This is a genomic window from Cryobacterium sp. Y57 (assembly GCF_002929505.1).
Classification (GTDB): domain Bacteria; phylum Actinomycetota; class Actinomycetes; order Actinomycetales; family Microbacteriaceae; genus Cryobacterium.
The window spans coordinates 130,110-154,407 of record NZ_PJJL01000069.1; the positions used below are offsets into that span (position 1 = coordinate 130,110).

At 66.0% G+C, this 24,298-nt stretch carries 20 protein-coding genes and 1 riboswitch; of the genes, 14 read left to right on the plus strand and 6 right to left on the minus strand.

Going from position 1 to position 24,298, the window contains the following annotated elements; all coding sequences use genetic code 11:
* Positions 1-85 precede the first annotated feature (85 nt).
* From CXY72_RS12120 to CXY72_RS12140, 5 genes are all read left to right on the plus strand, one after another.
* Complete coding sequence (locus CXY72_RS12120) at positions 86-562, plus strand: Ig-like domain-containing protein (RefSeq protein ID WP_158252554.1); 477 nt, start codon at positions 86-88, stop codon at positions 560-562.
* Positions 546-4,244: a S8 family serine peptidase gene (locus CXY72_RS12125; RefSeq protein ID WP_233197799.1), complete on the plus strand. Its 3,699-nt coding sequence runs from the start codon at positions 546-548 to the stop codon at positions 4,242-4,244. The genes CXY72_RS12120 and CXY72_RS12125 overlap by 17 nt, the downstream gene beginning before the upstream one ends.
* A gap of 154 nt (positions 4,245-4,398) precedes the next feature.
* Positions 4,399-5,646: an MFS transporter gene (locus tag CXY72_RS12130; protein WP_233197800.1), complete on the plus strand. Its 1,248-nt coding sequence runs from the start codon at positions 4,399-4,401 to the stop codon at positions 5,644-5,646.
* A gap of 75 nt (positions 5,647-5,721) precedes the next feature.
* Positions 5,722-6,729 (plus strand): ring-cleaving dioxygenase, encoded by a 1,008-nt coding sequence (locus CXY72_RS12135; RefSeq protein ID WP_104127934.1) that lies wholly within the window; start codon positions 5,722-5,724, stop codon positions 6,727-6,729.
* 34 nt (positions 6,730-6,763) lie between these two features.
* Entirely contained in the window at positions 6,764-7,423 is a 660-nt protein-coding gene (locus CXY72_RS12140) for an alpha/beta hydrolase (RefSeq protein WP_104127935.1), read from the plus strand.
* 57 nt (positions 7,424-7,480) lie between these two features.
* Here CXY72_RS12140 and CXY72_RS12145 read toward each other — a convergent pair whose 3' ends face one another.
* Positions 7,481-7,837, minus strand: a complete 357-nt coding sequence (locus CXY72_RS12145; protein ID WP_233197801.1) for a YrdB family protein — start codon at positions 7,835-7,837, stop codon at positions 7,481-7,483.
* A 113-nt stretch (positions 7,838-7,950) separates the two neighbouring features.
* Positions 7,951-8,811: a formyltetrahydrofolate deformylase gene (purU, locus tag CXY72_RS12150; RefSeq protein ID WP_104127937.1), complete on the minus strand. Its 861-nt coding sequence runs from the start codon at positions 8,809-8,811 to the stop codon at positions 7,951-7,953.
* A 196-nt stretch (positions 8,812-9,007) separates the two neighbouring features.
* Here purU and CXY72_RS12155 point away from each other — a divergent pair, with 196 nt between their 5' ends.
* A complete protein-coding gene (locus CXY72_RS12155; protein ID WP_104128060.1) occupies positions 9,008-10,273 on the plus strand; it encodes an MFS transporter in 1,266 nt (421 codons plus the stop codon).
* A gap of 37 nt (positions 10,274-10,310) precedes the next feature.
* Here CXY72_RS12155 and CXY72_RS12160 read toward each other — a convergent pair whose 3' ends face one another.
* Positions 10,311-11,786: an amino acid permease gene (locus CXY72_RS12160; RefSeq protein ID WP_233197813.1), complete on the minus strand. Its 1,476-nt coding sequence runs from the start codon at positions 11,784-11,786 to the stop codon at positions 10,311-10,313.
* 428 nt (positions 11,787-12,214) lie between these two features.
* Here CXY72_RS12160 and CXY72_RS12165 point away from each other — a divergent pair, with 428 nt between their 5' ends.
* Genes CXY72_RS12165 through mnhG form a run of 6 tightly spaced genes read left to right on the plus strand, consistent with a single transcriptional unit; the run spans position 12,215 to position 18,529 of the window.
* Positions 12,215-15,166 carry a Na+/H+ antiporter subunit A gene (locus tag CXY72_RS12165; protein ID WP_104127938.1) on the plus strand — a complete coding sequence of 984 codons (2,952 nt, stop codon included), beginning with the start codon at positions 12,215-12,217 and terminating at the stop codon, positions 15,164-15,166.
* Complete coding sequence (locus tag CXY72_RS12170) at positions 15,163-15,693, plus strand: sodium:proton antiporter (RefSeq protein ID WP_104127939.1); 531 nt, start codon at positions 15,163-15,165, stop codon at positions 15,691-15,693. Before CXY72_RS12165 ends, CXY72_RS12170 begins: the two co-directional genes overlap by 4 nt.
* Positions 15,690-17,297, plus strand: coding sequence for a Na+/H+ antiporter subunit D (locus CXY72_RS12175; RefSeq protein ID WP_104127940.1), 1,608 nt, complete (start codon positions 15,690-15,692; stop codon positions 17,295-17,297). The genes CXY72_RS12170 and CXY72_RS12175 overlap by 4 nt, the downstream gene beginning before the upstream one ends.
* Positions 17,294-17,896, plus strand: coding sequence for a Na+/H+ antiporter subunit E (locus CXY72_RS12180; RefSeq protein WP_104127941.1), 603 nt, complete (start codon positions 17,294-17,296; stop codon positions 17,894-17,896). Before CXY72_RS12175 ends, CXY72_RS12180 begins: the two co-directional genes overlap by 4 nt.
* On the plus strand, positions 17,893-18,162 hold the full coding sequence (locus CXY72_RS12185; RefSeq protein WP_199184030.1) for a monovalent cation/H+ antiporter complex subunit F: 270 nt from the start codon (positions 17,893-17,895) through the stop codon (positions 18,160-18,162). The genes CXY72_RS12180 and CXY72_RS12185 overlap by 4 nt, the downstream gene beginning before the upstream one ends.
* Positions 18,163-18,196: 34 nt before the next feature.
* Complete coding sequence (mnhG, locus tag CXY72_RS12190) at positions 18,197-18,529, plus strand: monovalent cation/H(+) antiporter subunit G (RefSeq protein WP_104127942.1); 333 nt, start codon at positions 18,197-18,199, stop codon at positions 18,527-18,529.
* An 84-nt stretch (positions 18,530-18,613) separates the two neighbouring features.
* On the opposite strand, the gene CXY72_RS12195 is transcribed toward mnhG, so the two are convergent.
* Positions 18,614-19,702 (minus strand): LLM class flavin-dependent oxidoreductase, encoded by a 1,089-nt coding sequence (locus CXY72_RS12195; protein ID WP_104127943.1) that lies wholly within the window; start codon positions 19,700-19,702, stop codon positions 18,614-18,616.
* A gap of 140 nt (positions 19,703-19,842) precedes the next feature.
* Positions 19,843-19,931: riboswitch (ZMP/ZTP riboswitch) on the plus strand.
* A 21-nt stretch (positions 19,932-19,952) separates the two neighbouring features.
* Between CXY72_RS12195 and glyA the strand changes: the two genes are divergently transcribed.
* Both glyA and CXY72_RS12205 read left to right on the plus strand, forming a co-directional pair.
* Entirely contained in the window at positions 19,953-21,245 is a 1,293-nt protein-coding gene (gene glyA, locus CXY72_RS12200) for a serine hydroxymethyltransferase (protein WP_104127944.1), read from the plus strand.
* 184 nt (positions 21,246-21,429) lie between these two features.
* Entirely contained in the window at positions 21,430-22,314 is an 885-nt protein-coding gene (locus tag CXY72_RS12205; protein WP_104127945.1) for a bifunctional methylenetetrahydrofolate dehydrogenase/methenyltetrahydrofolate cyclohydrolase, read from the plus strand.
* Positions 22,315-22,448: 134 nt separating this feature from the next.
* On the opposite strand, the gene CXY72_RS12210 is transcribed toward CXY72_RS12205, so the two are convergent.
* The gene (locus CXY72_RS12210; RefSeq protein WP_104127946.1) at positions 22,449-22,991 is read right to left on the minus strand and encodes a gamma carbonic anhydrase family protein; all 543 of its coding nucleotides are present in this window, start codon (positions 22,989-22,991) and stop codon (positions 22,449-22,451) included.
* 109 nt (positions 22,992-23,100) lie between these two features.
* Positions 23,101-24,264, minus strand: a complete 1,164-nt coding sequence (gene galK / locus CXY72_RS12215; protein ID WP_233197814.1) for a galactokinase — start codon at positions 24,262-24,264, stop codon at positions 23,101-23,103.
* Positions 24,265-24,298: the final 34 nt, after the last annotated feature.

Sequence of the window (24,298 nt, forward strand, 5' to 3'; positions counted from 1 at the left end):
GGCCACCTCGGCCGGGGTCGTTGTGAGGTACGGTGCCACGGTTGACCTCACGATCGGTTCGAGGGCCAATCCTCACTCGACGGGCGTGACATTCGAGGTATCCGTGCAGACCGACGCCCCGCGCTCTGCACAGCTCGGGACGGTGCAGGTTTTGGTCGATGACCAGAGTTACGACATCGCCCTCGATCAGATGAGCCGGGGGTCGCTCACCCTGACCGACCTCAACCGCGGCACCTACACATTGACCGCGGAATATGCGGGCAGTGACCTCGTGGCTATGGCGACGAGCAAGCCGCGCACGCTGACTGTGCGGTCGCCGGGGCGCAGGCGGGCGCGCGCCGCAGCATCCGTTTCGAGGCGGATTCTGCGGCGCGTTTGCGTGCGCGCCGACGCGCAGCACTGCCTGACGTACCTGCGGAATGCCCCTATCCGCACGGCGGTCAGCGCGCTACGGTCACCAGCGAACTGTCCCACGCATCGGAACAGCGAACCGTTCCCGCTGTGGAACGAGACCACCTCGCACCCTTATCGGATTGGACACCAACGTGAGTTCTTTCTTTAGGCGCATGATGTCTGCGCCGGATTCAGCGCTGAACCCGGCGCCAACATCCCGCACACGTCGCCGCGCCACAATTGCGGCCACCGTCACCGTCGCCCTGGTGGGCGCGTCAGTGCTCATCGGCGGTACCCTGCCCGCCGGCGCTGCCCCCGCTGCGACCGGCCTGTTCGGCAGCATCGCCGCTCCCGGCGGACAACGGATGGACTTCACTGCCGGACGCTTCATCGTGACCCTCAGCGACCAGGCTGTCGCGCTGTATCAGGGTGGGGTCAACGGTTTCTCGGCGACCATGCCGGATTCCGGAGCGAAGCTCGACGCGCAAAGCCGCTCGGCCGAGACCTACAAGGACTATCTCACCCGACTGCAGAGTGAGGTCGCAGCATCCGTTGACGCCACGGTGGCGTATTCCTACACGCTCGCGGTAAATGGATTCGCCGCTCAGTTGACCGGCAAACAGGCGGCAGCCCTCGCTATCAAGAAGAACGTGGTGTCGGTTGTCCCCGACGCCCTCCGTCACGTGACCGCCGAGTCGTCGACTGACTTTTTGCGCCTGAGCGGGCCGACCGGACTGTGGTCCAAGCTGGGCGGATCGAGTGAGGCCGGCAAGGGCGTGGTGATCGGCGTGCTCGACACCGGCATCGCTCCGGAAAACCCCTCCTTTGCCGGCTCATCGCTCGGCACGACTCCCGGCGAGGAGCCGTGGCTCGATGGCGACACGATCACCATGAACAAAGCCGACGGGACCACCTTTACCGGCACCTGCCAGACAGGTGAACAGTTCACAGCGGATGCCTGCAGCACCAAGGTGATCGGCGCGCGATACTTTCTCGACGGATTCGGCGCCGGCCAGATCGGTAACGCGTCAACGGGTGAATATGTCTCCCCGCGCGATGGTGACGGCCACGGTTCGCACACCGCGAGCACCGCTGGCGGAAACGTCGACGTTGCCGCGAATCTGAACGGCGTTGACTTCGGCACCATTTCCGGTGTGGCTCCGGCCGCCAAGATCGCCGCCTACAAGGTGTGCTGGTCCGGCCCCGACAACTCGGTCACGACCGATGACGGATGCACGGACACCGATATTCTGCGTGCCATCGACCAGGCCATCTCCGACGGCGTCGATGTGATCAACTACTCGATCGGCGGCGGCCCGGCCCAGACTACGTTCTCACCCACCGGCCAGGCCTTCCTCGGGGCGGCGGCAGCTGGCATCTTCGTGGCCGCTTCTGCCGGCAACGCCGGACCCACGCCGTCGACCCTCGACAACGCATCACCGTGGATCACCACGGTCGCGGCGAGCACGATCCCGTCCTATGAGGCGACGGCCACTCTGGGTGACGGCTCGCAATACGTCGGTGCCTCGATCACCGTTGACCGCACGCCGGGAGCCACCCCGCTCTCCGGTGATCTCGTGCGAGCCGACCTCGTATCGGTGAACGGCTTCGACCCCGCCGACGCGCTGCTCTGCGCGCCGGGTTCACTCGACCCGGTCAAGGTGGCCGGCGCAATCGTGTTCTGCCAGCGCGGCGTCTACGACCGAGTAGCCAAGTCGGCCGAGGTACTGCGGGCCGGCGGCAGCGGAATGCTGCTGATCAACCGCACACCGGCTGACGTGGACACCGACGAGCACTCGGTGCCGAGCATCCACCTGGACGCGAATGCCTTCGATCCGGTCTTCGCGTACTCGGCATCAGATGGCGCGACGGTCACGTTCACGCCCGACAACAGCACCGCCACGAAGACTCCGGTGCCCCAGGTAGCCGGGTTCTCCTCTCGTGGACCGGTTACCGCCGACGGCGGCGACCTGCTCAAGCCCGATATTGCCGCACCCGGTGTCAGCATCCTGGCCGACGGCGCCAACGCGGCCGGGGCCGACCCGACGTTCGAGTTTCTCTCGGGTACCTCCATGGCCAGTCCGCATATCGCCGGTCTCGCCGCGCTCATTCTGGGCTTTCGGCCGCTCGCGACCCCGTCCGAGATCAAATCAGTCATGATGACGACCGCGAGCGACACGCTCGACGCCAACGGTGACCGGGTGACCGACCCGTTCGCGCAGGGCGCTGGGCAGGTCAATCCCTCGTCCTTCGACTTTCCGGGCCTGGTCTACCAGAGCGGCCCGGCCGACTGGCTGGCCTACCTGCAGGGAATCGGATTCGATGCCGGCGTAGAGCCGATCGATGCGAGCAACCTGAACCTGCCGTCGATTCAGATCGGAGCGTTGACCGCGCCCGAGACGATCACCCGCACGGTCACCGCAGTGCGGGTCGGCACCTACACGGCCCTGCCGATCGTGATTCCCGGCATCAACGCCGTCGTTTCGCCGGCTGGGATGACGTTCGGTGCGGTCGGTGAGAAGCAGAGTTACACGGTTACGTTCACTCGAACGGATGCTCCGCTCGACGTGTACACGACCGGCGCACTGGACTGGGGCTTCGGAAACGGTGGCTCGGGTGACCCGGGCGACTTCTTCGACGTAGTGCACAGCCCAATCGCCATTCGTCCGGTCACTGTCGTCGCCCCGACCGAGGTGGCTGGCGCCGGAGTGGACGGCACGGTCGACGTGACCGTGGCCCCAGGCGGTTCAGAGCCAGTGGCGCTGAACCTCGCCGGCCTCGCCAACGGGGTACATCAAAACAACGCCGACAACCCGTCCAGCCCGCACACCAATGTGGGCGCAACCGGCGATCAGTTCACCTACGAGGTGGAGATTCAGGAAGGCCGGCTGGCCCGGTTCGATCTGAACGCCGTCGATGACTCAACCGACCTCGACCTGTTCGTACTGTTGCTCGACGGCCCCGGTGGCGACCCGGTGGCCGGCTGGCAGTCGGCCACCGGGTCGGCCGACGAGCACGTCGACCTGAACGACCCCGAGGCTGGTTTCTACCAGGTGATCGTTGACGTGTTCTCCGGTTCGACCGCGTTCGATGTGAACACCTTCTCGGTTTCGTCGGGGGAGCCCAGCAATGGGTTCGCAGCGACCCCGCCCGCGATCCAGGGACCGCAGGGCGTTCCGGTCACGTACACGCTGAGCTGGGCCGGCCTCGTTCCGAACACGCCGTACCTCGGTGTGGTCGACTACGGTGACAGTGCTGCGTCGACGATCCTTACCGTGGCTGCCAGCGAGGGTGGCCAAACGGATGCCCCGGTGAACACGGTGGCGCCCAAGGTGTCGGGTACGGCAGAGATCGGGGCGGTACTGACCGCTGACCCCGGCCAGTGGAACATTGAGGGCCTCGCCTTCGGCTACCAGTGGCAGAGCACCGGCGTCGATATTGCCGGTGCGACCTCGGCGAGCTTCACAGCGACCAAGGCGCTCGCCGGAACCACAGTGACCGTGGTGGTGACCGCTACGGTGCCCGGCGGGCCGAGTGCCACGGCGACGTCGGCCGGGGTCGTCGTGAAGTATGCCGCGAAGGTTGCCCTGAGTATCAACCACCGGGCCGTGTTCTTCTCCAGCCGGGTCACGGTGTCCGTCACGGTCACCAGCAAGGGTGCGGTCGGCGACACGGCGACCGTGACCGTCGATAAGCGCCGGTTCACCGTGGCGCTCGACGCGAATGGGCACGGCAGCATCACGCTGCCGAAGCTCGGTCGTGGCCTGTACAAGGTCGTCGGGCACTACGCCGGCAACGACGCGGTCGCGGCCGCGACGAGTCCGGCGCGTTCTCTGCTGATCGTGCGGTAGTCCCGCCGCTCGCCCGCACCCCGGGCCCCGTCCCTCTTTCTCCGGACGGGGCCCGGGCCCCGTCCATGGGCCCAGGTTAGAAACTGGGCCCGTGGTCAAAAGGTGGGCCCGGACTCGGCACGGGGCGAGGGGCGGGGCAGCTTAGGCTGGAGGGATGCGAGTGGCGGAATGGATGCGGGGGCGACGCCGGGCATCCGCTGTACCCGGATCAGACCCGGGCAGCACGAGCCAGAAGCCCCGTTTGAATCGCGACGTGATCGTGCTCGGTGTCATTGCCTTCTTCGTAATGGTGGGGTTCGGCGTCGTCGTTCCGGTGCTTCCGGTCTATGTGCAGAGTTTCGGGGTGGGCAACCTCGAGGTCGGGGCGGTCGTCTCGGCGTTCGCGCTCATGCGTTTCGTGTTCAGTCCGGTCTGCGGACGCCTGATCGACTGGGCGGGGGAGCGCGCCGTGCTGGCAATCGGCATCGGAATCGTCGCCCTGTCCAGCGGGCTGGTGGGCGCAGCGGACAGCTACCTGCAACTGTTGCTGCTGCGCGGCGCGGGCGGTATCGGCTCAGCCATGTTCTCGGTGTCGGCGATGACGCTGTTGCTGCGCACGGCGGAACCGGGCCGACGGGCCCGCGCGATCGGCTTCTATCAGGGTGGATTTCTCATCGGCGGCATGGCCGGCCCGGCGATCGGCAGTCTGCTCGCCACGATCTCCCTGACGGCGCCCTTCTTCTTCTACGCCGGTACCCTCACCGTGGCTGGCCTGGTCGGGCTGTTTCTGTTGCGCTCGGGCGGGCGAGGCGGCGCGCTGGCCGGAGGCGACGTATCCGCCGTGCGCCTGCCGTTTCGCACCGTACTGCGCGATGAGCGGTTTCGCGCGGCCTGCATTGCCAACTTTGCTCAGGGCTGGACCTCGCTCGGGGTGCGCACGACACTCATTCCTCTGTTCGTCGTCGTGGTTCTCGGCGGAACGAGCTCGTGGACCGGCCTCGCCCTCGCCGCCGCTGCCGTGGCCCAGGCCCTCGCCCTCGCTCCGGCCGCCCGCTTCGTCGACACCGTTGGGCGTAGACTGGCCATCATTGGGGCGTTCGCTGTCGCCGGACTCGCGATTGTGGCGATCGCGTTCTCACCGAATATCTGGGTTCTCGGCGCTCTGCTCTGCGTCTACGGAGTTGCCGCCGCGTTCATGGGCACGGCGCCGGCCGCAGCCGTAGGCGATGCCGCCGGTGCTCACGGGGGCCGCCCGGTGTCGGTGTTCTCCATGTGCGCGGATGCCGGTGCGATCGTCGGTCCGCTCGTCGCGGGCCTGCTCGTTGACACCTTTTCGTTCTCCGCCGGGTTCGCGGTCGGCGGGATTTTCCTGGTCGTCGCGGCCCTCTATGCAGTGCGGATGCCGACGGAACGGCGCGTCTGAGAATTTGGGAATGAAACCCGGCATACATGCGTTTGCATGAATATCGAACGTTTGATTTGCCCAGGAGAGGACCTCATGACCGTTCACACCACCGGACTGCACCATGTCACTGCGATCGCGGGCGCCCCACAGCGCAACATCGACTTCTACGTGACCGGGCTCGGCCTGCGCCTCGTCAAGAAAACCGTGAATTTCGATGACCCGGGAACGTATCACCTCTACTACGGCGACGATTCCGGCCGACCCGGCTCGCTGCTCACCTTTTTTCCCTGGACCGGCATTCGGAGCGGTCGTATCGGGGCCGGCCAATCGACGACGACCGCGTTCTCGGTTCCGGCCGGCAGTATCGGCTGGTGGAAGGACCATTTCGCCAAGCTCGGCGTGGAGTCCGACGTGACCGGGCGCTCCTCCCACGAGGAGCGGCTCTCGCTGCGCGACCCGGACGGGCTGCAGCTCGATCTGGTGGCGTCGTCGACGGTGGATCCGCGTAATCCTTGGGATTCCGCATCCGTTCCCGCCGAGCTCGCGGTGCGCGGGCAGCACTCCTCCGTGCTCACCGTGGCCGACCCGGCGCAGACCGTGCAGGTGCTCACAGCAGACCTCGGCATGCAGATCATCAGTGAAACGGATGGTCGCATTCGCGTTGGTGCCGGCGATGGCGCGCCCGGCAACCTCGTCGACGTGCTGGCCGATCCCACGAAGGAGCCCGGTTTGACCGCCGGTGGCAGCGTGCACCACGTGGCCTTCCGAGCGCCTGACCGGGCCACCCAAGTCGAATGGCGTGAGCAGCTCGTGGACCGCGGCTACGGCGTGACCGCCATTCTCGACCGCCAGTACTTCACCTCGATCTACTTTCGCGAACCCGGTGGCGTCTTGTTCGAAATCGCCACCGACACCCCCGGATTCGACATTGACGAGCCGCTCCTCGAACTCGGGCGGTCGCTCAAGCTTCCGCCGTGGCTCGAGCCGAGCCGCGAGGCCATTGAGAATGCGGTCGTGCCGATCACCCTGCCGCGCGAGAACAACCCCGGGGCAGCGGATGCTGCAGCGCCGGTCTCGGTTGCCGCCTCGGCCACCGAATGAGCGTCGCCGCGCACACGTCGAGCGGACCGGCCGCATGAGCGCCGTGAACGAGAATGCCCAGTGGCCGCACCTGTTCCGGCCCGGTTCTGTCGACGCGCCCGTGCTGCTGATGCTGCACGGTACCGGCGGCGATGAACAGCAGGTCAGTGGTCTGGCCGCTGCGCTCGACCGAAACGCCGCCGTGCTCGCCCCGCGTGGGCGCGTGCAGGAGAACGGTATGAACCGCTGGTTCCGGCGCCTCTCCGAGGGTGTCTTCGACGTCGACGATGTGGTTCGACGAGCCGATGAGCTGGCCGGATTTTTGGTCTGGGCGCGTGACCACTACGAATTGGGCGATCGCCCGCTGGTCGCCGTCGGATTCTCGAACGGCGCCAACATCGCGCTGGCGACGGCGCTGATACACCCCGAGGTGGTGGCGAGGGTGATCGCGTTCTCCGGCATGCATCCGCTCGACCGGCCTGCATCGAATGCTGTACCTGACGCGCGGACCGCCGGGAGCGAGCTGACGGCATCCGCTCTGTTACTCCTGAACGGTCGCAGCGACCCAATGGCACCGCTGCGGAGCGTTCAGAAACTCGTGACGTTGCTCGAAGCGCGCGGCGCGCAGGTGCAGCAGGAGGTGCGCCCCGGCGGCCACGGCATTACCGAAACGGATGTTGCCGCCGCGGTGGCCTGGCTGGGCGCCGTCTTGTAGCCGGCCGCGAGTGTGCGACGTGTCCGTTCCACCGGGCACTTGTCCCTCTCGAGCGGGTTAGCGAAGTTCTTTTCGACCCGAGATGACGCCGCTCACCGTGGCGACGACAGCGAAGACCACGGTGATCATGGGCAAGCCGAGGTCCCACCAAGCGATCGCGGCTGCGCCGAAGATGGCGATCTCGATGAAGGCCTTACCGAACGGATCGAGGCGGAACACGGCCTTCGGGGACCGGAACAGGGCCCAGACCAGAATCGCGAAAGCCGGGGTGGCGAGGCCGAACACGATGCCGGGCCAGGGGAGTGGCCAGGCGATGAAGCCCCAGAATCCGAGGCTGATGAAGGCGAAGAGTTCGAGCACGAACCGAAGCATGTCGTTGGGGCCGATTTTCGGGAGTCCGCGCGTATCTGTCACCCGTCAAGCTTAGCGAAGCGCTCTGCCCCTGCGGCCCGGGCCTGGGCCCGGACCCGGGGCCCAGGATAGAAACTGGGCCCCGGGCCAGAAGGTGGGCCCACGAACCCGCGCGGCTATTTGAAGATGATCGTGCGTGCGCCGTCGAGCAGTACCCGGTTCTCGGCAAACCACTTCACCGCCTGGGTCAGTGTGCGACTCTCCTCGTCTTGTCCGATCGACACCAGCTCCGTCGGGGTACGCGAATGATCGACCCGCACCACGTTCTGCTCGATGATCGGTCCCTCATCGAGATCGCCGGTCACGAAGTGCGCCGTCGCCCCAATCAGCTTCACGCCGCGGGCGTGCGCCTGGCGGTAGGGGTTGGCACCCTTGAACCCCGGCAGGAACGAGTGGTGAATGTTGATCGCCCGACCGTTGAGCCGAGCGCATAGTTCGGGCGAGAGAATCTGCATGTAGCGGGCGAGCACGACGAGTTCGATATCGAGCTCGTCGACAGCGTCGATGACGCGGGCCTCGAAAGCGGCCTTGCTGGCGGCATCCGTGATCGGCAACGACTCGAACGGAACGCCGTAAAACCCGACCAGGTCGCGCAGCCTACCGTGATTGCTCAGCACGAGCGGAATCTCGACCGGCAACTGCCCGCCACGCTGGCGAAACAGCAGGTCGTTCACGCAGTGGCCGGCCGACGAGGCGAGCACGAGCGTGCGCAGCGGACGCCCGACCACATCGATGATCGACGCCATCGCGTAGCGTTCGATCACGGGCGCGAGCGCCGCCTCGAGCTCGGGCCGGGTCGCCGGCGACTGCACCTGCAGCCGCATGAAAAACCGCCCGGTGTCATCACTGGAGAACTGCTGGCTCTCGGAGATATTACCCTGCGCCTGCACGATCGCCCCGCTGACCGCGTGCACGATTCCGGGCTGATCGGCACAGACCAGCGTGATAACCCAGTGATGTGGGGTGGAAGAAGTCATTGACTCAGAATACCGGGCGGTCAAGCGGATGCCGTGGTCCGACCAGTCTGCCGCCTCACCTCGTGTGGGTAGACTACCGGTTGGTCGTACTGAACAAGCCGGCCCCGGGCGCGCACGTCGGCGCGCAGTCGAGTGGTTTTGACCTCGGTGTGAATGCTTTCACCGGTCGGCTTCGACTCTCAGCATGAATGCAGACATGACCAATACAGCCAATATTTTTCTGCCCACCGGGTCGATCCCCGTCGTGCCTCCCACCCGCATCCGCGCGAGCGAACCTCCGTTTCCCTGGGTCGGATTGATCACCCTCTCGGCTGCCGTATTCCTCTCAGTCACGAGCGAAATGTTGCCGACCGGCCTGCTCCCTGAAATGAGCGGCAGCCTGGGTGTCGCCCAGTCGCAAATCGGGCTTCTGGTCTCGTGGTTCGCCTTCACCGTCGTGCTCACGAGCGCCCCGGTCGCAATTTGGACCCGACGCTTTCCGCGCCACGGCCTGATCATCGTCGTGCTCATCATCTTCGCGGTGAGCAATATCCTCACCGCCATCGCTCCGACCTACGAGTTCGTCGTTGCCGCCCGAGTGCTCGGCGGCATCGCGCACGGCCTGTTCTGGTCGGTTGTCGGCGCCTACGCGGCCCACCTCGTGCCGAAGGCGCAGATCGGTCGCGCGGTTTCCATCACGGTCGCGGGCGGCACGCTCGCCTTCGTCTTCGGGGTTCCGCTCGGCACTGCGGGTGGGCATCTGCTCGGCTGGCGGCTCTCTTTCGTCATGCTCGCCGCCCTGATGCTCGTCGGTGCGGTACTGGTCTGGAAGTTTCTGCCGCCGGTGGCGCGGCACTCTACGGGCGCATCGACATCTGCTGACCCGACCGAATCGGCAACGAAAAACCGTCGGGACGCGACCGTGCCGGCGGTGGTGCTGATCTGCAGCATCACCGGCATCACGATGATCGGCCACTACAGTTTCTACACCTACATCACGCCGTTCCTGCTCGATGGGCTCGGCGTCGACCCCGTTCTCCTGGCCCCGCTGCTCTTCGCCTATGGCGTGGCCGGTGCTGGCGGATTGCTGCTCGTCGGCACGGTTTTCGGTTCCCGACCGAGCCTCGGCCTGGTTCTGGGCCTCGCCGCGAGCGCCGTCAGCGTGAGCCTGCTCGCCCTGTTCACGGCGACCCTGCCCGTCGCGATCGCCGCGTTCGTGCTCTGGGGCATGATGTTCGGCATGCTGCCCCCGCTCATGCAAACGCGGATGCTGCACGCCGCGTCGCCGCATATCCGCGATACCGCAAGTGCCTTCTACACCACCGCGTTCAACGCTGGTATCGGCGGCGGCGCACTGCTCGGCGCGGTGCTCATCGACAGCGTCGGGCTCGAAACGGTGCCGATCGTATACGTCGGGGTGCTGGTCGTGGCGCTTGTGCTCGTGATCATTACCGACCACATGGCGACCCGCCGCAGCAGCTGAACGCCGCAGCAGCGCGTGGCTCAGGGAAGGCGGATGGCTAGTGACGGGGCCGGTCGGACAACGGACGGTTGGCGACGACCGGCACGTGGCCGGTGAAGCCCTCGCGGGCCGCGGCGATCTCGAGAATGCGGCCGCGGCAGGCATACCAGCCGATCATCAGTCCCGGAATGATGAGCGCGAGTGAGCTGATCGTGAGTGTGCCGACCGGCCAGTCGAATGCCATCAATACGAGCACCCCGACCAGGAACACGAGCGTCACGTAGCCGGAGTATGGCGCCCACGGCATGCGGAACACCGGGCGCACCAGAATGCCCCGTTTGGCCCAGGCCTGCAGTCGAAGCTGGCACAGCACGATCATTCCCCAAGCGCTCACGATGCCGATCGCAGCCATGTTGAGCACGATCTCGAAGGCATTGTCGGGCACGATGGCGTTGAGTCCGACGCCGAGCAGCGTCACGGCGCCGGTCAGCAGGATACCGCCGAACGGTACCCCGTTGCGGCTGATCTTGCCCGCGAAGCGCGGCGCCGAACCGGCGAGCGACATCGACCGGAGTATGCGTCCAGTGGAATATAAGCCGGCATTGAGCGAGGACAACGCCGCTGTGAGCACGACGAGGTTCATGATCACGTCGACGCCATCGACCCCGATCGTGGCAAAAAAAGTGACGAACGGGCTCTCGCCCGCCTTGTAGGCCGTGTACGGCAAGAGCAGCGAGAGCAGCAGGATCGAGCCCACGTAGAACACCGCGATGCGAATGATGACCGTATTGATCGCCTTCGGCATCACCTTCTCGGGGTTCTTCGTCTCGCCCGCTGTCGTGCCGACCAGCTCGATCGAAGCGTAGGCAAAAACGACGCCCTGTACGACCAGAACGGATGCGATCAGCCCGTTGGGCAGCCAGCCGCCGTTTTCACCGATCAGCGCAAACCCAACCGTGGCACCGTCCAGCGGCGTGCCGAAAATCACCATCCACGTTCCCACGATCAGGAACGCCACGATCGCGAGCACCTTGATGAGCGCGAACCAGAATTCCATCTCCCCGAACACCTTCACCGAGAGGAGGTTCAGCAACATGACCAGGCTGAGAGCCGCGAGGGCATACAACCACTGCGGCACCGAACCGAACGGTGCCCAGTAGGTGGCGAAGAAGTTCATGTACAGCGCAACCGCTGTCACATCAACGATGGCGGTCATGGCCCAGTTCAGCCAGTACAGCCAGCCGGTCACGAAAGCCGTCTTCTCGCCGAAGAACTCGCGTGCGTATGACACGAAGGAGCCGGAACTCGGACGGTGCAGCACCAACTCACCGAGCGCCCGCAGAATGAGAAAAGCGAAGAAGCCGCAGATTGCGTAGACGAAGACCAGGGCGGGACCGGCGCTGGCCAGGCGCCCGCCAGCACCGAGGAACAACCCGGTGCCGATCGCTCCGCCGATCGCAATCATCTGCACGTGGCGAGACTTCAGTCCCTTATGCAGCGCGTCATCTTCGTGCACGCTCAGGGCGTCTTCGATGTGCTCGAAGGGGGTCTCTCCGGGCGGATTCGCGTGGTCGTGATGTCCGTGCGGCTCAGAAGGAGCGGCACCCGGCGCGGGGGTGGAGGAGGGCTTCTGGCCGCGGATGGGGCTCACAACGGTTCTCGGTTTCGTTGGCCGGACGCTCACGAGCAACTTCTTCAGAACGAAAACAGTGCATTCGAAGAAACGGTCGAAAGTGGCGCGGAAAGTGGCCGGAAACGGTCAGTTCGCTCGCTCATGGCGGCGGGTGACGTCGGCCGGGTGGATACCGTAACCCTACCCCGCGGTCCGATGTGCCCGGCTGGGAGATGCGCCGGACGTCCACTTCCCCGTCCGGGGCACCGAACGGCGGGTAGAATTGTGTTTCACGCCCTGACCAGACACGCCTGACCTGACCAGCCCGACCTGATAAGCCCGGAGGACGCATGGTTCCATTCCTCCTCGCGTTCATCGTTTTGTCGGTACTCACGCCCTGGCTCACCCGGTATCTGGGTACCCGGGTCTTCTACCTGATCGCGCTGCTGCCGGCCGGTGCCTTCGCCTACACGCTCACCCAGACGGCCACGGTCACCGCCGGCGGGGCCGTAAGGCAGTCGATTCCGTGGATTGCGCAGCTCGGCATCAGCCTGTCCTTTCGGGTCGACACCCTGGCTTGGTTGCTCGCCCTCGTCGTCACGGGGATCGGCGCCCTTGTACTGGTCTATTGCGCCCGCTACTTCACCGATCAAGAACCCAGCCTAGGTCGTTTCGCCGCGCTGTTACTCGCCTTCGCGGGCACCATGTACGGGCTGGTCACCGCCGACGACCTGGTGATCATGTTCATGTTCTGGGAGATCACGAGCGTGCTCTCCTACCTGCTGATCGGGCATTACACGCACAAACGCGAGAGCCGCGGCGCCGCCCTGCAGGCCCTGATCGTGACGACCTTCGGCGGTCTGGTGATGCTGGTCGGCGTCGTGATGATCTCGGTCGCTTCCGGCACCACGAGCCTCGCGTACATCGTGGCGAACCCGGTGACCACCCAGATGGGCACTTGGGCGATTCTGCTCATTTTGGTCGGGGCGCTTTCCAAGAGCGCCCTCGTGCCGTTCCACTTCTGGCTGCCCGCCGCGATGGCCGCGCCGACCCCGGTCAGCGCCTACCTGCACGCCGCCGCCATGGTCAAGGCCGGCATCTACATCGTCGCCCGGCTCGCCCCCGGGTATGCCGACAGCGACGGCTGGCTGCCGGTGCTCGTCACCTTCGGCGTCTGGACCATGGTCGTCGGGGCCTGGCGGGCGCTTCGGCAGTATGACCTCAAGCTGCTGCTGGCCTACGGCACGGTCAGCCAGCTCGGCTTTCTCATGATCGCGATCGGGTTCAACACCCGCGACACCGCGCTCGCCGGCGCCGCTCTGCTGCTGGCGCACGCCGTGTACAAAGCCACACTCTTTCTCGTGGTCGGAGTCATCGACCACCGGGCAGGCACCCGAGACTGGCGCAAACTCAGCGGCGTCGGTCGCGGCGCCCCGGTGCTCGCCGTCATCGCGTTCGTGGCGGTCGCGTCGATGGCAGGCCTGCCGCCGTTCCTGGGTTTCGTCGCCAAGGAAGCCGTGTTCACCTCACTACTCGACGCCGGTGTCGGCGGTTCCGGGTGGGGTTATGCGGCGCTGATCGGCACGGCCATTGGATCCGTTCTCACCGTGGCCTACAGCATCCGCTTCTTCTGGGGCGCGTTCGGAACGCGCAAGAAGCAGCCGGCCACAGTGCTGCACGCGAGTCCGTGGGACACGCTTCTCGCCCCCGGTGTGCTCACGGTGGCGACCATCGGCCTTGGTCTGTTCGCCTCGGTGCTCGACCCGTTGCTCACGCCCTACGCTGACACGGTGCCGGGCGTCGGCAGTCTGACCGAACCCCCGTATCACCTGGCGCTCTGGCATGGGCTGGAACCGGCACTGTACCTGAGCGCGGTTGTCCTGCTGCTCGGAGCGCTCATGTTCCGCGCTCGCCGCAAAGTATTGCGACTGCAGTCCAAGGTGCCTGACGTTATCGATGCCGGCCGCGGCTACGGCAAGGCCATTCGCGGTGTCGACCGTCTCGCGGCACGGGTCACCCATTTCGCCCAGCGTGGTGGGCTCCCGCAATACCTCGGCACCATCCTCAGCGTTTTCGTGCTCACCCTCGGCTGTGCCGCCTTCGTCAACCGCACCTGGCCCGACACGATCGTGTGGTGGGACTACCCCGGCCAGGTGCTCATCGCACTGATCATGGCTATCTGCGCGGTCATGGCGGCGCGGGTCGGCCAGCGGATGACCGCAGTCATCCTTGCCGGTATCACCGGTTACGGCCTCGTCACCCTGTTCGCTTTTCACGGCGCGCCCGACCTCGCCCTCACCCAGGCTCTGGTGGAATCGATCACCCTCGTGATTTTCGTGCTCGTTCTGCGCCGACTGCCGGCCAACATCGCCCAGCACAACACACCGGTGCGCCCCAAACGCCGCTTGCTGATCGGCAGCCTTGTGGGCTTGGTCATGGGAACAATTGGCTTCATCGCACTCGGCGCGCGCCAGTTCGACAGCATCGCCGGCGCCCTGCCCCGACTGGCGGTCGAGGACGGTCACGGCGACAACATCGTCAACGTGATGCTCGTCGACATACGCGCCTGGGACACCATGGGCGAGGTCTCGGTGCTCATCGTCGTGGCGACCGGCGTCGCCAGCCTGCTATTCGTCTCGGGTCGCAATGCGGTCGTGCCGCGCCTGAAGGAATCCCGCAGCCTGCGCTCGGCGGCCAACCGTCGCCGAGTCGTCGCCGACCCCGAACTCTCGAGCGAGGGCCACGCCGTCACCCGGCAGGCTTTCCTGCTCGCCGGGCGCAAAAATGATCCGCGCAGCCGGTCGATTCTCATCGAAGTGCTCGTGCGGCTGCTCTTCCACCCCGCGATGATCGTGTCGATCTACCTGCTCTTCGCCGGCCACAACCTGCCCGGCGGCGGCTTCGCCGGGGGACTGCTGGCGGGCCTGGCGCTCGTGGCCCGGTATCTCGCCGGCGGACGCTACGAGCTCAGCGAAGCGGCCCCGATCGACCCGGGCAAGCTTCTCGGCCTGGGCGTCATCCTCGCCGTGGGCATGGCCGTCGTCTCACTGTTTTTCAACGGCCTGCCACTCGAATCGGCTTACTTCACGGCGACCGTGCCCGTGCTCGGCGACCTGTCGTTTGGCACCTCGACCATCTTTGACATCGGTGTCTACCTCGTCGTCATCGGCCTGACCTACGACATTCTGCGCAGCCTCGGCAGCGAGATCGACCGGCAGAGTGACAATGACGAGATCGGGCCGCCGCTGGACACGGCTCCAGAGGGCGCATCCACGACAACTCCCGAGCAGGTCGTACTATGAGCGCCTCCCTGACCCTCGTCATCGTGATGGCCGTCATGTACGCAGCCGGGGTCTACGTGATGCTTGAACGCAGCCTCACCCGGGTGCTGATCGGCTTTCTGCTGGTCGGCAACGCCACCAATCTGCTCATCTTCATCATGAGCGGCCGGCCGGGCAGCGCACCGATTGTCACCGGTGCGAGCGTTGAAGATATGGTCGACCCGATTCCGCAGGTGCTCATGCTCACCGCGATCGTGATCAACTTCGGCATCACCGCACTGCTGCTCGCCCTCATCTACCGGTCGTGGTGGCTGGCCCAGCTCGGTGACGAGGGCGATACCCTCACCGACGAACACGCCACCGAGAGTGACGACGATGCCGACGCCACGTTCCGTTCTTCCGCTGACGACGACGACGCGGTCGCCGAGTCGATCGACGAGTTCGAGCGCGGTGACGGCGCGACGAGCGATGAAGACACCGTCTCCACCAAAACGGATGCTGCCGGCCGGGCCGCCGCATCCGCTTCCCACCCGGGGGACGCGCGGTGACCGCCCTCGTTCCCCTCATCGTCTGCCTGCCGCTGCTCGGGGCGGCCGTCGCGCTGATACTCGGCCGGCGCCGCCGCCTACAGGTGCTGGTCAGCGTGCTGAGCCTCACCGCCGCCACGGTGATGAGCGCCGTGCTGCTCGTATTGGTCGACCGGACTGGCCCGGCCGTGGTGCAGGTCGGCGGCTGGGAGGCACCGTGGGGCATCGTGCTCGTCGTCGACCGGCTCTCGGCGCTCATGCTGCTCATCTCGGCGCTCATGCTGCTCGGCGTGCTGCTGTTTGCGGTGGGCCAGGGCATCATCGACGGTGACACCGAGACTCCGGTCTCGATCTTTCACCCCACCTATCTCGTGCTCGCCGCCGGATTGTTCAACGCCTTCGTCGCCGGCGACCTGTTCTCGATGTACGTCGGTTTTGAGATGCTGCTCTCGGCCAGTTATGTGCTGCTGACCCTCGGCGGCACCGGCGCACGCATTCGGGTGGGCATCACCTATATCGTCGTGAGCCTGGTGTCGTCCATCCTCTTTCTCAGCGCGATCGCCCTGATCTACGGCGCCACCGGCACGGTCACCCTCGCTTTGATCGCCGAGCGGATGCCCGACCTCCCCGCCGACATCCAGCTGATTCTCGGGCTGTTGTTGTTGATCGCCTTCGGGGTGAAGGCGGCCGTATTCCCGATGTCATTCTGGCTGCCGGACTCCTACCCGACGGCGCCGGCACCGGTCACCGCGGTGTTCGCCGGGCTGCTCACCAAGGTCGGTGTCTACGCGATCCTGCGCACCCAGACCCTGTTTTTTCCCGACAACCAGTTCTCGATGCCGCTCATGATCGTCGCCGCACTGACTCTGCTCGTGGGTATCCTTGGTGCGCTCGCCCAGGCCGACATCAAACGACTGCTCTCGTTCACCCTGGTCAGCCACATCGGCTACATGCTGTTCGGCATCGCGATTGGCACCCCGCTGGCTATTGCCGCGACCATCTTCTACGTCGTGCACCACATCGTTGTGCAGACGACGTTGTTCCTCACCACGGGGCTGATCGACCGTGTCGGTGGCACCACGTCGCTCTCGCGCCTCGGCGGGCTGTTGCGGTCGTCGCCGCTCGTGGCCATCCTGTTCTTCCTGGGTGCCCTCAACCTCGGAGGGATCCCGCCGTTCTCGGGCTTTCTCGGCAAGATCGCCTTGTTTCAGGCCGGCACGATCGTGGGCGACCCGATCATCTACGTGCTGATCGGGGTCGGGGCGCTCACCTCGCTGCTCACCCTGTATGCCCTGGCCCGGGCCTGGAACATGGCGTTCTGGCGGCCGAAGCAGCAGGTCACGGATTACACCTCGTCAATGTCGGTATCGCTCGTGGAAGACCCACACGACGAGGGAATCGTGGTGAAGAAGACGATCTCCCCGCTCATGATCGGCGCGACCACCTCCATGCTCGTGCTGACCCTGGCCCTCACGGTGTTCGCCGGGCCCATCTTCGACCTCACCACTCGGGCAGCCGCCAATATCAGCTCGCCGTCGACGTACATCAGCGCCGTGTTTCCGAACGGCACCGGTTCTATCGCCGAGAGTAACGTGGGCACCAACTTCGAAGGTGGCGCCAAATGATCACACCGCGTGAACGCCTCGAGGCCGTAGGTAATCAGATTCCGCCGCTGATCGCCCTGATCGTGCTGTGGATGCTGCTGTGGGGCGAGTTTTCCTGGCTCAACCTGCTGGTCGCTTTCGTCGTGGGCATCGTGGTGACCGTGGCGTTCTACCTGGTGCCGGTGCAACTGAGCGGTCGGGTGCATCCGCTGCACGCCATCGTCTTCTTCGTGCGCCTCATCGTGGATATCGTGCGGGCGTCGATTGACGTGGCCTGGCTGGCGATCAAGCCGAAGCTGGTCACGAGCAACGCAATCCTGGCGATTCGGCTGCACACCCGCAGTGACCTCATTCTCACCTGGACCGCCGTTGCCACATCGATCGTGCCCGGCTCGATCGTGGTGGACATCGACCGGGAATCCTCTATTTTGTATCTGCACGTGCTCGACATGCACAGCGCCGCTGACATCGAGAGTTTTCGTCGGCAGGTACTCGACACCGAGCGGCGTATTGTGCGCGGGTTCGGTTCACGCGAAGACGTCGAACGGATGCGCGGGGTGCCGCCCGCCAATCGTCGCACCGCTCGCAGCGCCGACCAAAATAAACAGGGAGCATCATGATTCTGCAGATTGTGGCCGTGGTCGCTTCGATCATGTTCGGGATCGCGGCGCTGTTCTCGGTGTATCGCATCGTCGTCGGCCCGAGCGTGCTGGACCGGGTCATCGCCTCCGACGTGCTGGTCGCGACGGTCATCTGCGCCCTCGGCGCGGAGATGGCGCTGAACCGGCACACCGACAACCTGCCGGTGCTGCTCGTACTGGCCCTGTTCGCGGTACTCGGATCGCTGAGCGTCGCCCGCTTTCTGCCCGGCCGGGACAGCGCATGAGCGCCCCGCTGTTCGGCCGGCTGGCGGTGAGTGGATGAGCGCGATGCTGCACGACGTGCTCACGGCGATTCTTGTACTCGCCAGCGCAACCATGTGCCTCGCCGCCGGAATCGGGCTCATCCGCTTTCCTGACGTACTGTCGCGCCTGCACGCGGCGACCAAGCCGCAGATCTTCGGTCTTATGGCCGTGACAACGGATGTTGCGATCAACAATTTCTCGGTCGGCACCGTGACCCTCGTTGTTGCGATCGTCGTCTTCCAGGCCCTGACAGCGCCGATGGCCGCGCACCTGGTGGGCCGGGCGGCCTACGAGACCGAGCACCTGCGGCCCGACCTGCTCATCGTCGACGAACTGAAAGACCGCTGACCGGCGGCATCGCTCGCGGCACTGACCGTGGATGCGGGCACCCCGACCTCGGGGTGCCCGCATCCACGGCGAGTGCCGCGAGTGCTACGGAGAAACCGGAGCCAGGGCGGCCAGACGCAGGGTCTCGTGAGTGGGGCCATCCGGTACGTCGGTCGGGCGGTTCTTGGCGAATTCCCTGCGCAGAACGGGCACGACCTCTTCGCCGAGCAGATCGAGCTGCTCGAGTACGGTCTTCAGCGGCAAGCCGGCGTGGTCCATCAGCCAGAGCTGGCGCTGGTAATCACCGACGTAGTCGCGGAATCCGAGGGTGCGGTCGATGACTTCCTGGGGGCTGCCCACGGTGAGCGGGGTTTGCGCGGTGAAGTCTTCCATACTCGGGCCATTGCCGTAGACCGGGGCTTTGTCGAAGTAGGGGCGGAACGTACGTTTGGCGTCCTGGGAATTCTTACTCATAAAGACCTGGCCGCCGAGCCCGACGATGGCCTGTGCGGCTGTGCCGTGGCCGTAGTGCTCGAAGCGTTGGCGGTAGTACTGCACCATTTTCGCGGTGTGCGAGGCGGGCCAGAAGATGTGGTTCGAGAAGAAGCCGTCGCCGTAGTATGCGGCCTGCTCGGCGATTTCAGGACTGCGGATGCTGCCGTGCCAGACAAAGGGCGCCACACCGTCGAGCGGCCGCGGGGTGGACTGGAATCCGTGCAGTGGGGTGCGGAACTGGCCTTCCCAGTCGACGAAATCCTCGCGCCACAGCCGGCGGAGCAGGGCGTAGTTCTCAAGGGCCAGCGGGATGCCCTCGCGGATGTCTTTTCCGAACCACGGGTAGACCGGGCCGGTGTTTCCACGCCCGAGCGTCAGGTCCACCCGGCCGTCGGCGACGTGTTGGAGCATGGCGAAGTCCTCGGCGATCTTGACCGGGTCGCTCGTGGTGATCAGTGTCGTTGCGGTCGACAGGATGATGTGCTGGGTCTGCGCCGCGATGAAGCCGAGCAGGGTCGTCGGCGACGACGGCACGAACGGCGGATTGTGGTGCTCGCCGGTCGCGAAGACGTCGAGGCCCACCTCCTCGACCTTCTGCGCAATGGTGAGCATGGCCTTGATCCGGGCGTTCTCGGTGGGGGTGTCGCCCGTGGTGGGATCGGTGGTCCTGTCCCCGACCGTGAAGATTCCGAACTGCATGCCATCCTCCAAAATTCAATGCGTCTGCATGTACATCGATGATAACGGTGGATCGTCCCGGGCTATTCCCTCGGTGGGTCGCTCGGTGCCGACGCGCAAACGGATGCCGAGATCGCGGCCGGCAGCATCCGCTGATATGCTGGTGGAGTCGCAACTGGCGTAGCACGAAGATGGGTCACCATCGGGGAGCGACTGACACGGTTAGTGGCCGCACGCCTGGGCCGCAACATCCACATATAAGGAGAACTCCGTGCCTGATTCCGCCACTGCTCTGAAATCAACCTTCAACGAACCACTCTCGGTCGTCGACCCCGAGATCGCCGCCGTGCTCGAGCTGGAGCTCGGTCGCCAGCGCGACTACCTCGAGATGATCGCGAGCGAGAACTTCGTTCCGCGCGCCGTGCTGCAGTCGCAGGGCTCGGTGCTCACCAACAAGTACGCCGAGGGCTACCCCGGGCGCCGCTACTACGGCGGCTGCGAGTACGTCGATGTTGCTGAGCAGCTGGCCATCGACCGGGCCAAGAGCCTCTTCGGTGCCGCCTACGCGAACGTGCAGCCGCACTCCGGCGCCACCGCCAACGCCGCGGTGCTTTCCGCCATTGCCACGCCCGGCGACACCATCCTCGGTCTCGAGCTGGCCCACGGCGGCCACCTCACCCACGGCATGAAGCTCAACTTCTCGGGCAAGCTGTACAACCCAGTCGCCTATGGTGTCGACCCGGAAACCTTCCGCGTCGATATGAACGTCGTGCGCGATAAAGCGCTCGAGAGCAAGCCGAAGGTCATCATCGCCGGCTGGTCTGCCTACCCGCGCCACCTCGACTTCGAAGCCTTCCGCGCCATCGCCGACGAGGTTGGCGCGCTGCTCTGGGTCGACATGGCTCACTTCGCCGGACTCGTCGCCGCCGGGCTGCACCCCTCGCCCGTGCCTTACGCCGACGTCGTGTCGAGCACCGTGCACAAGACCCTCGCCGGCCCGCGCTCGGGCTTGATCATCTCGCGCGACATGGCCCTGGCCAAGAAGCTCAACTCCAACGTGTTCCCCGGCCAGCAGGGCGGGCCCCTTATGCACGTGATCGCCGCCAAGGCCACCGCGTTCAAGCTCGCCGCCGAGCCCGAGTTCAAGGAACGCCAGGAGCGCACCCTGCGCGGTGCCAGCATTCTCGCCGACCGCCTCACCGCCGACGACTCGCGAGCGCACGGCATCGACGTGCTCACCGGCGGCACCGACGTGCACCTCGTGCTCGCCGATTTGCGCCACTCCGAGATCAACGGCCAAGAGGCCGAAGATGCCCTGCACGAGGTTGGCATCACGGTGAACCGTAACTCCGTTCCCTTCGACCCGCGCCCACCGATGGTCACCTCGGGCCTGCGCATCGGCACGCCAGCCCTGGCCACCCGCGGCTTCGGCGACGTGGAATTCACCGAGGTCGCCGACGTCATCGCTGAGGCGCTCAAGCCCGGCGCCGACATCGCCGCGCTTCGTGCCCGTGTCGGCGTCCTGACGCAGGCGTTCCCGCTGTACTCCGGCCTGCAGCAGTAACTTTCCCGAGAGCGGATGCCGCTGGCCAAGCCGGCCAGCGGCATCCTCGCGCGCACGCCCCCAGTCACCGCCATTGGTCGGGGCCCGGGCCCCGACCCTGGGCCCAGGTTATAACCTGGGCCCGTGGACGGGGACCGGGCCCCGTCCGAGCGAAGTGCATCGATCGACAACAGAGGGAACCAAGATGACGGCAATCACACTCGACGGGGTCAAGACCGCGTCCGACATCAAGGCCGAGCTGCGGGGCCGCATCGCTGCCCTGCGCTCGCACGGCGTGGTGCCCGGCCTGGCCACCCTGCTCGTTGGCAACGATCCGGGCTCCGAGACCTACGTCGCGGGCAAGCACCGTGACTGCGCCGAGGTCGGCATCGAATCGCTGCGCATCGACCTCCCCGGCTCGGCGACCTCGGCGGATGTCCGTGCGGCCATCAAGGATCTCAACGACAGCCGCGAGGTGACCGGCTACATCATCCAGTTGCCGTTGCCGGTCGGCCACAACGAGAACGCGATGCTCGAACTCATCGATCCGTCCAAAGACGCCGACGGCCTGCACCCGACCAACCTCGGGCGCCTCGTACTCGGGATCGAGGGCGAACTGCGTTCACCGCTGCCGTGCACCCCGGCCGGAATCGTCGAGTTGCTGCGCCGCTACGATGTGCCGATCGTCGGCAAGAAGGTCGTCGTAGTGGGCCGGGGTCTCACTGTCGGTCGCCCGCTCGGCTTGCTGTTCACCCGCAAAGGCCTCGACGCGACCGTCACTTTGACCCATTCGCGCACGGTCGACCTCGCCGGTGAGGTACGCCGCGCCGACATCGTCGTGGCCGCCGTTGGCGTGCCACACCTGATTCAGGCCGACTGGATCAAGCCGGGCGCCGCCGTGCTCGACGTGGGTATCACCCGTGTGCACAACGAAGAGACCGGCAAGGGTCGGCTAACCGGTGACGTGCACCCCGACGTGGCCTCGGTCGCCGGGCACCTCTCGCCGAACCCGCGCGGCGTCGGTCCGATGACCCGCGCCATGCTGCTCTCCAACGTGGTCAAGGCCGCCGAGCAGTCCCTGCTGGCGTAGCGGCTCGATCGGGAGTTCGGGCGGCCGTAGCTCACGCCGGTAAATTAGCGACACGCCGTCACCTCAGCGCATCTGGCTTGGCGCGTCGCAGATCGACCGGCCTTAGCGGCGGGGAATCCATTCGTGCCGAAAAACTACTGCTGGGCGAGGGCTGCGCGGTGCAGTTCGGTGTGCTCGAGATAATTCTTGGCGTTATGACGGATGCTGGCGATCTCGTCGTCGGTCAGCGGGCGTCGAACCTTGGCGGGGACACCGGCTACGAGCGAGCCGGCTGGCACGACGGTGCCACCGAGCACGACGGCTCCGGCAGCCACGAGGGATCCGGTGCCGATGATGGCGCCGTTCAGAATGGTCGCGGCCATTCCGACGAGCACATTGTCTTCAATTGTGCAGCCGTGCAGCACGGCGCCGTGCCCGACCGAGACTCCGGTACCGAGGGTGAGTGGAAAGTCGGTGTCGACGTGGCAGGAGACGTTGTCCTGCAGGTTCGAGTCGGCCCCGATCGTGATCGGCTCGAGCTCGGCGCGCAGCACAGAGTTGTACCAGACGCTGGCCCGGTCGGCGAGGATGACATTGCCGACAACGACGGCCCCGGGGGCGACGAACGCCGTCTCGGCGATGCTCGGAGCCGGCGTGTGCGGCAGAACGATGATTCGGGCAGCGCTATCGGCAGTCATACGCGTCAGCCTAGCTGAGCCGCTCCCGGGGCCATGCGTTGCCGGATCCTGGGCTGCCGTTAAAGCGTGCTGTACGGCGAGAACATAGTCGGGTCGGGGGCGTGACGGCTCAGGGGCGCACGCCACTGTCGCGGACTGCCCCATCGGCAGCGTGCACCACGAACACGTCGGGGGTGGCAAAGCCTCGTTCGGTGAAGGCCACCAGCACGGCGGCCGTCACCGCCGGCACGAGCTCGGTCGGGGTCAGGGCGATGGCCGCGCCACCGAAGCCGCCACCGGTCATGCGCGCGCCGATGGCACCCGCACGGCGGGCGGTGTCCACGGCCAGGTCCAGTTCGGGCGCTGAAATCTCGAAGTCGTCCCGCATCGACCGGTGTGACGCATCCAATAGTGGTCCGATCGCGGTGCATCCGCTCGATCGCAAGGCCTGCACGGTGTCGAGCACACGTTGGTTCTCGGTCACGATGTGACGCACTCGGCGAAAAGTCTCGTCGTCGAGCATCGTCTGCGCTCGGGGGAGATCGTCCAGGCTGAGATCGCGCAGTGCCGGAACGCCCAGAGCGCGGGCTCCGGCCTCACACGACTTTCGGCGGGCGGCGTACCCGCCCGTCGCGTGCGAGTGAGTCACCCGGGTATCGATGATGAGTAGCTCGAGGCCTGCCGGATTGAGTCCGAGCGGGATGACCTCGGCCGCGAGGCGTCGGCAGTCCAGAAATACCGCAGCGTCGGCCTCGCCGAGCAGTGATGCCGATTGGTCCATGATGCCGGTCGGGGCGCCGACGACCCGGTTCTCGGCGAGCTGGCCAACACGGGCCAGCGTTGCACGGTCGAGGCTCAGGTCCCACACGTCGTTGAGGGCTATCGCAACGGCGCTTTCGAGCGCTGCTGACGACGACAGCCCGGCGCCTACCGGCACGTCGGAGTCGATATAGACCTCGAATCCCGGCACGGCGGTGAGGTCAGCTCCGAACTGCCCGAGTGCCCAGGCCACGCCCAGCGGGTACGCCGACCAGCCGTCGAGGTTCTCGGGAACCAGCTCGTCGAGGGAAACCTCGACGGTCTCGGCCGCGAAGGAACTCGCCACGCGAACGACGCGGTCGGTCCTGGTCGCGAGCGCAACGACCGTGCGCCGGTCGATGGCGAGAGGCAGCACGAACCCGTCGTTGTAGTCGGTGTGCTCACCGATCAGGTTGACCCGGCCGGGCGCCGACCACAGGCCTGTCGCCGATCGATCAAAGCGACTCTGAAAGCCCGCCTGGGCCGCGCGATCCAACGTACTGACGATGCCGGGGCCGTCAGCATTTTGG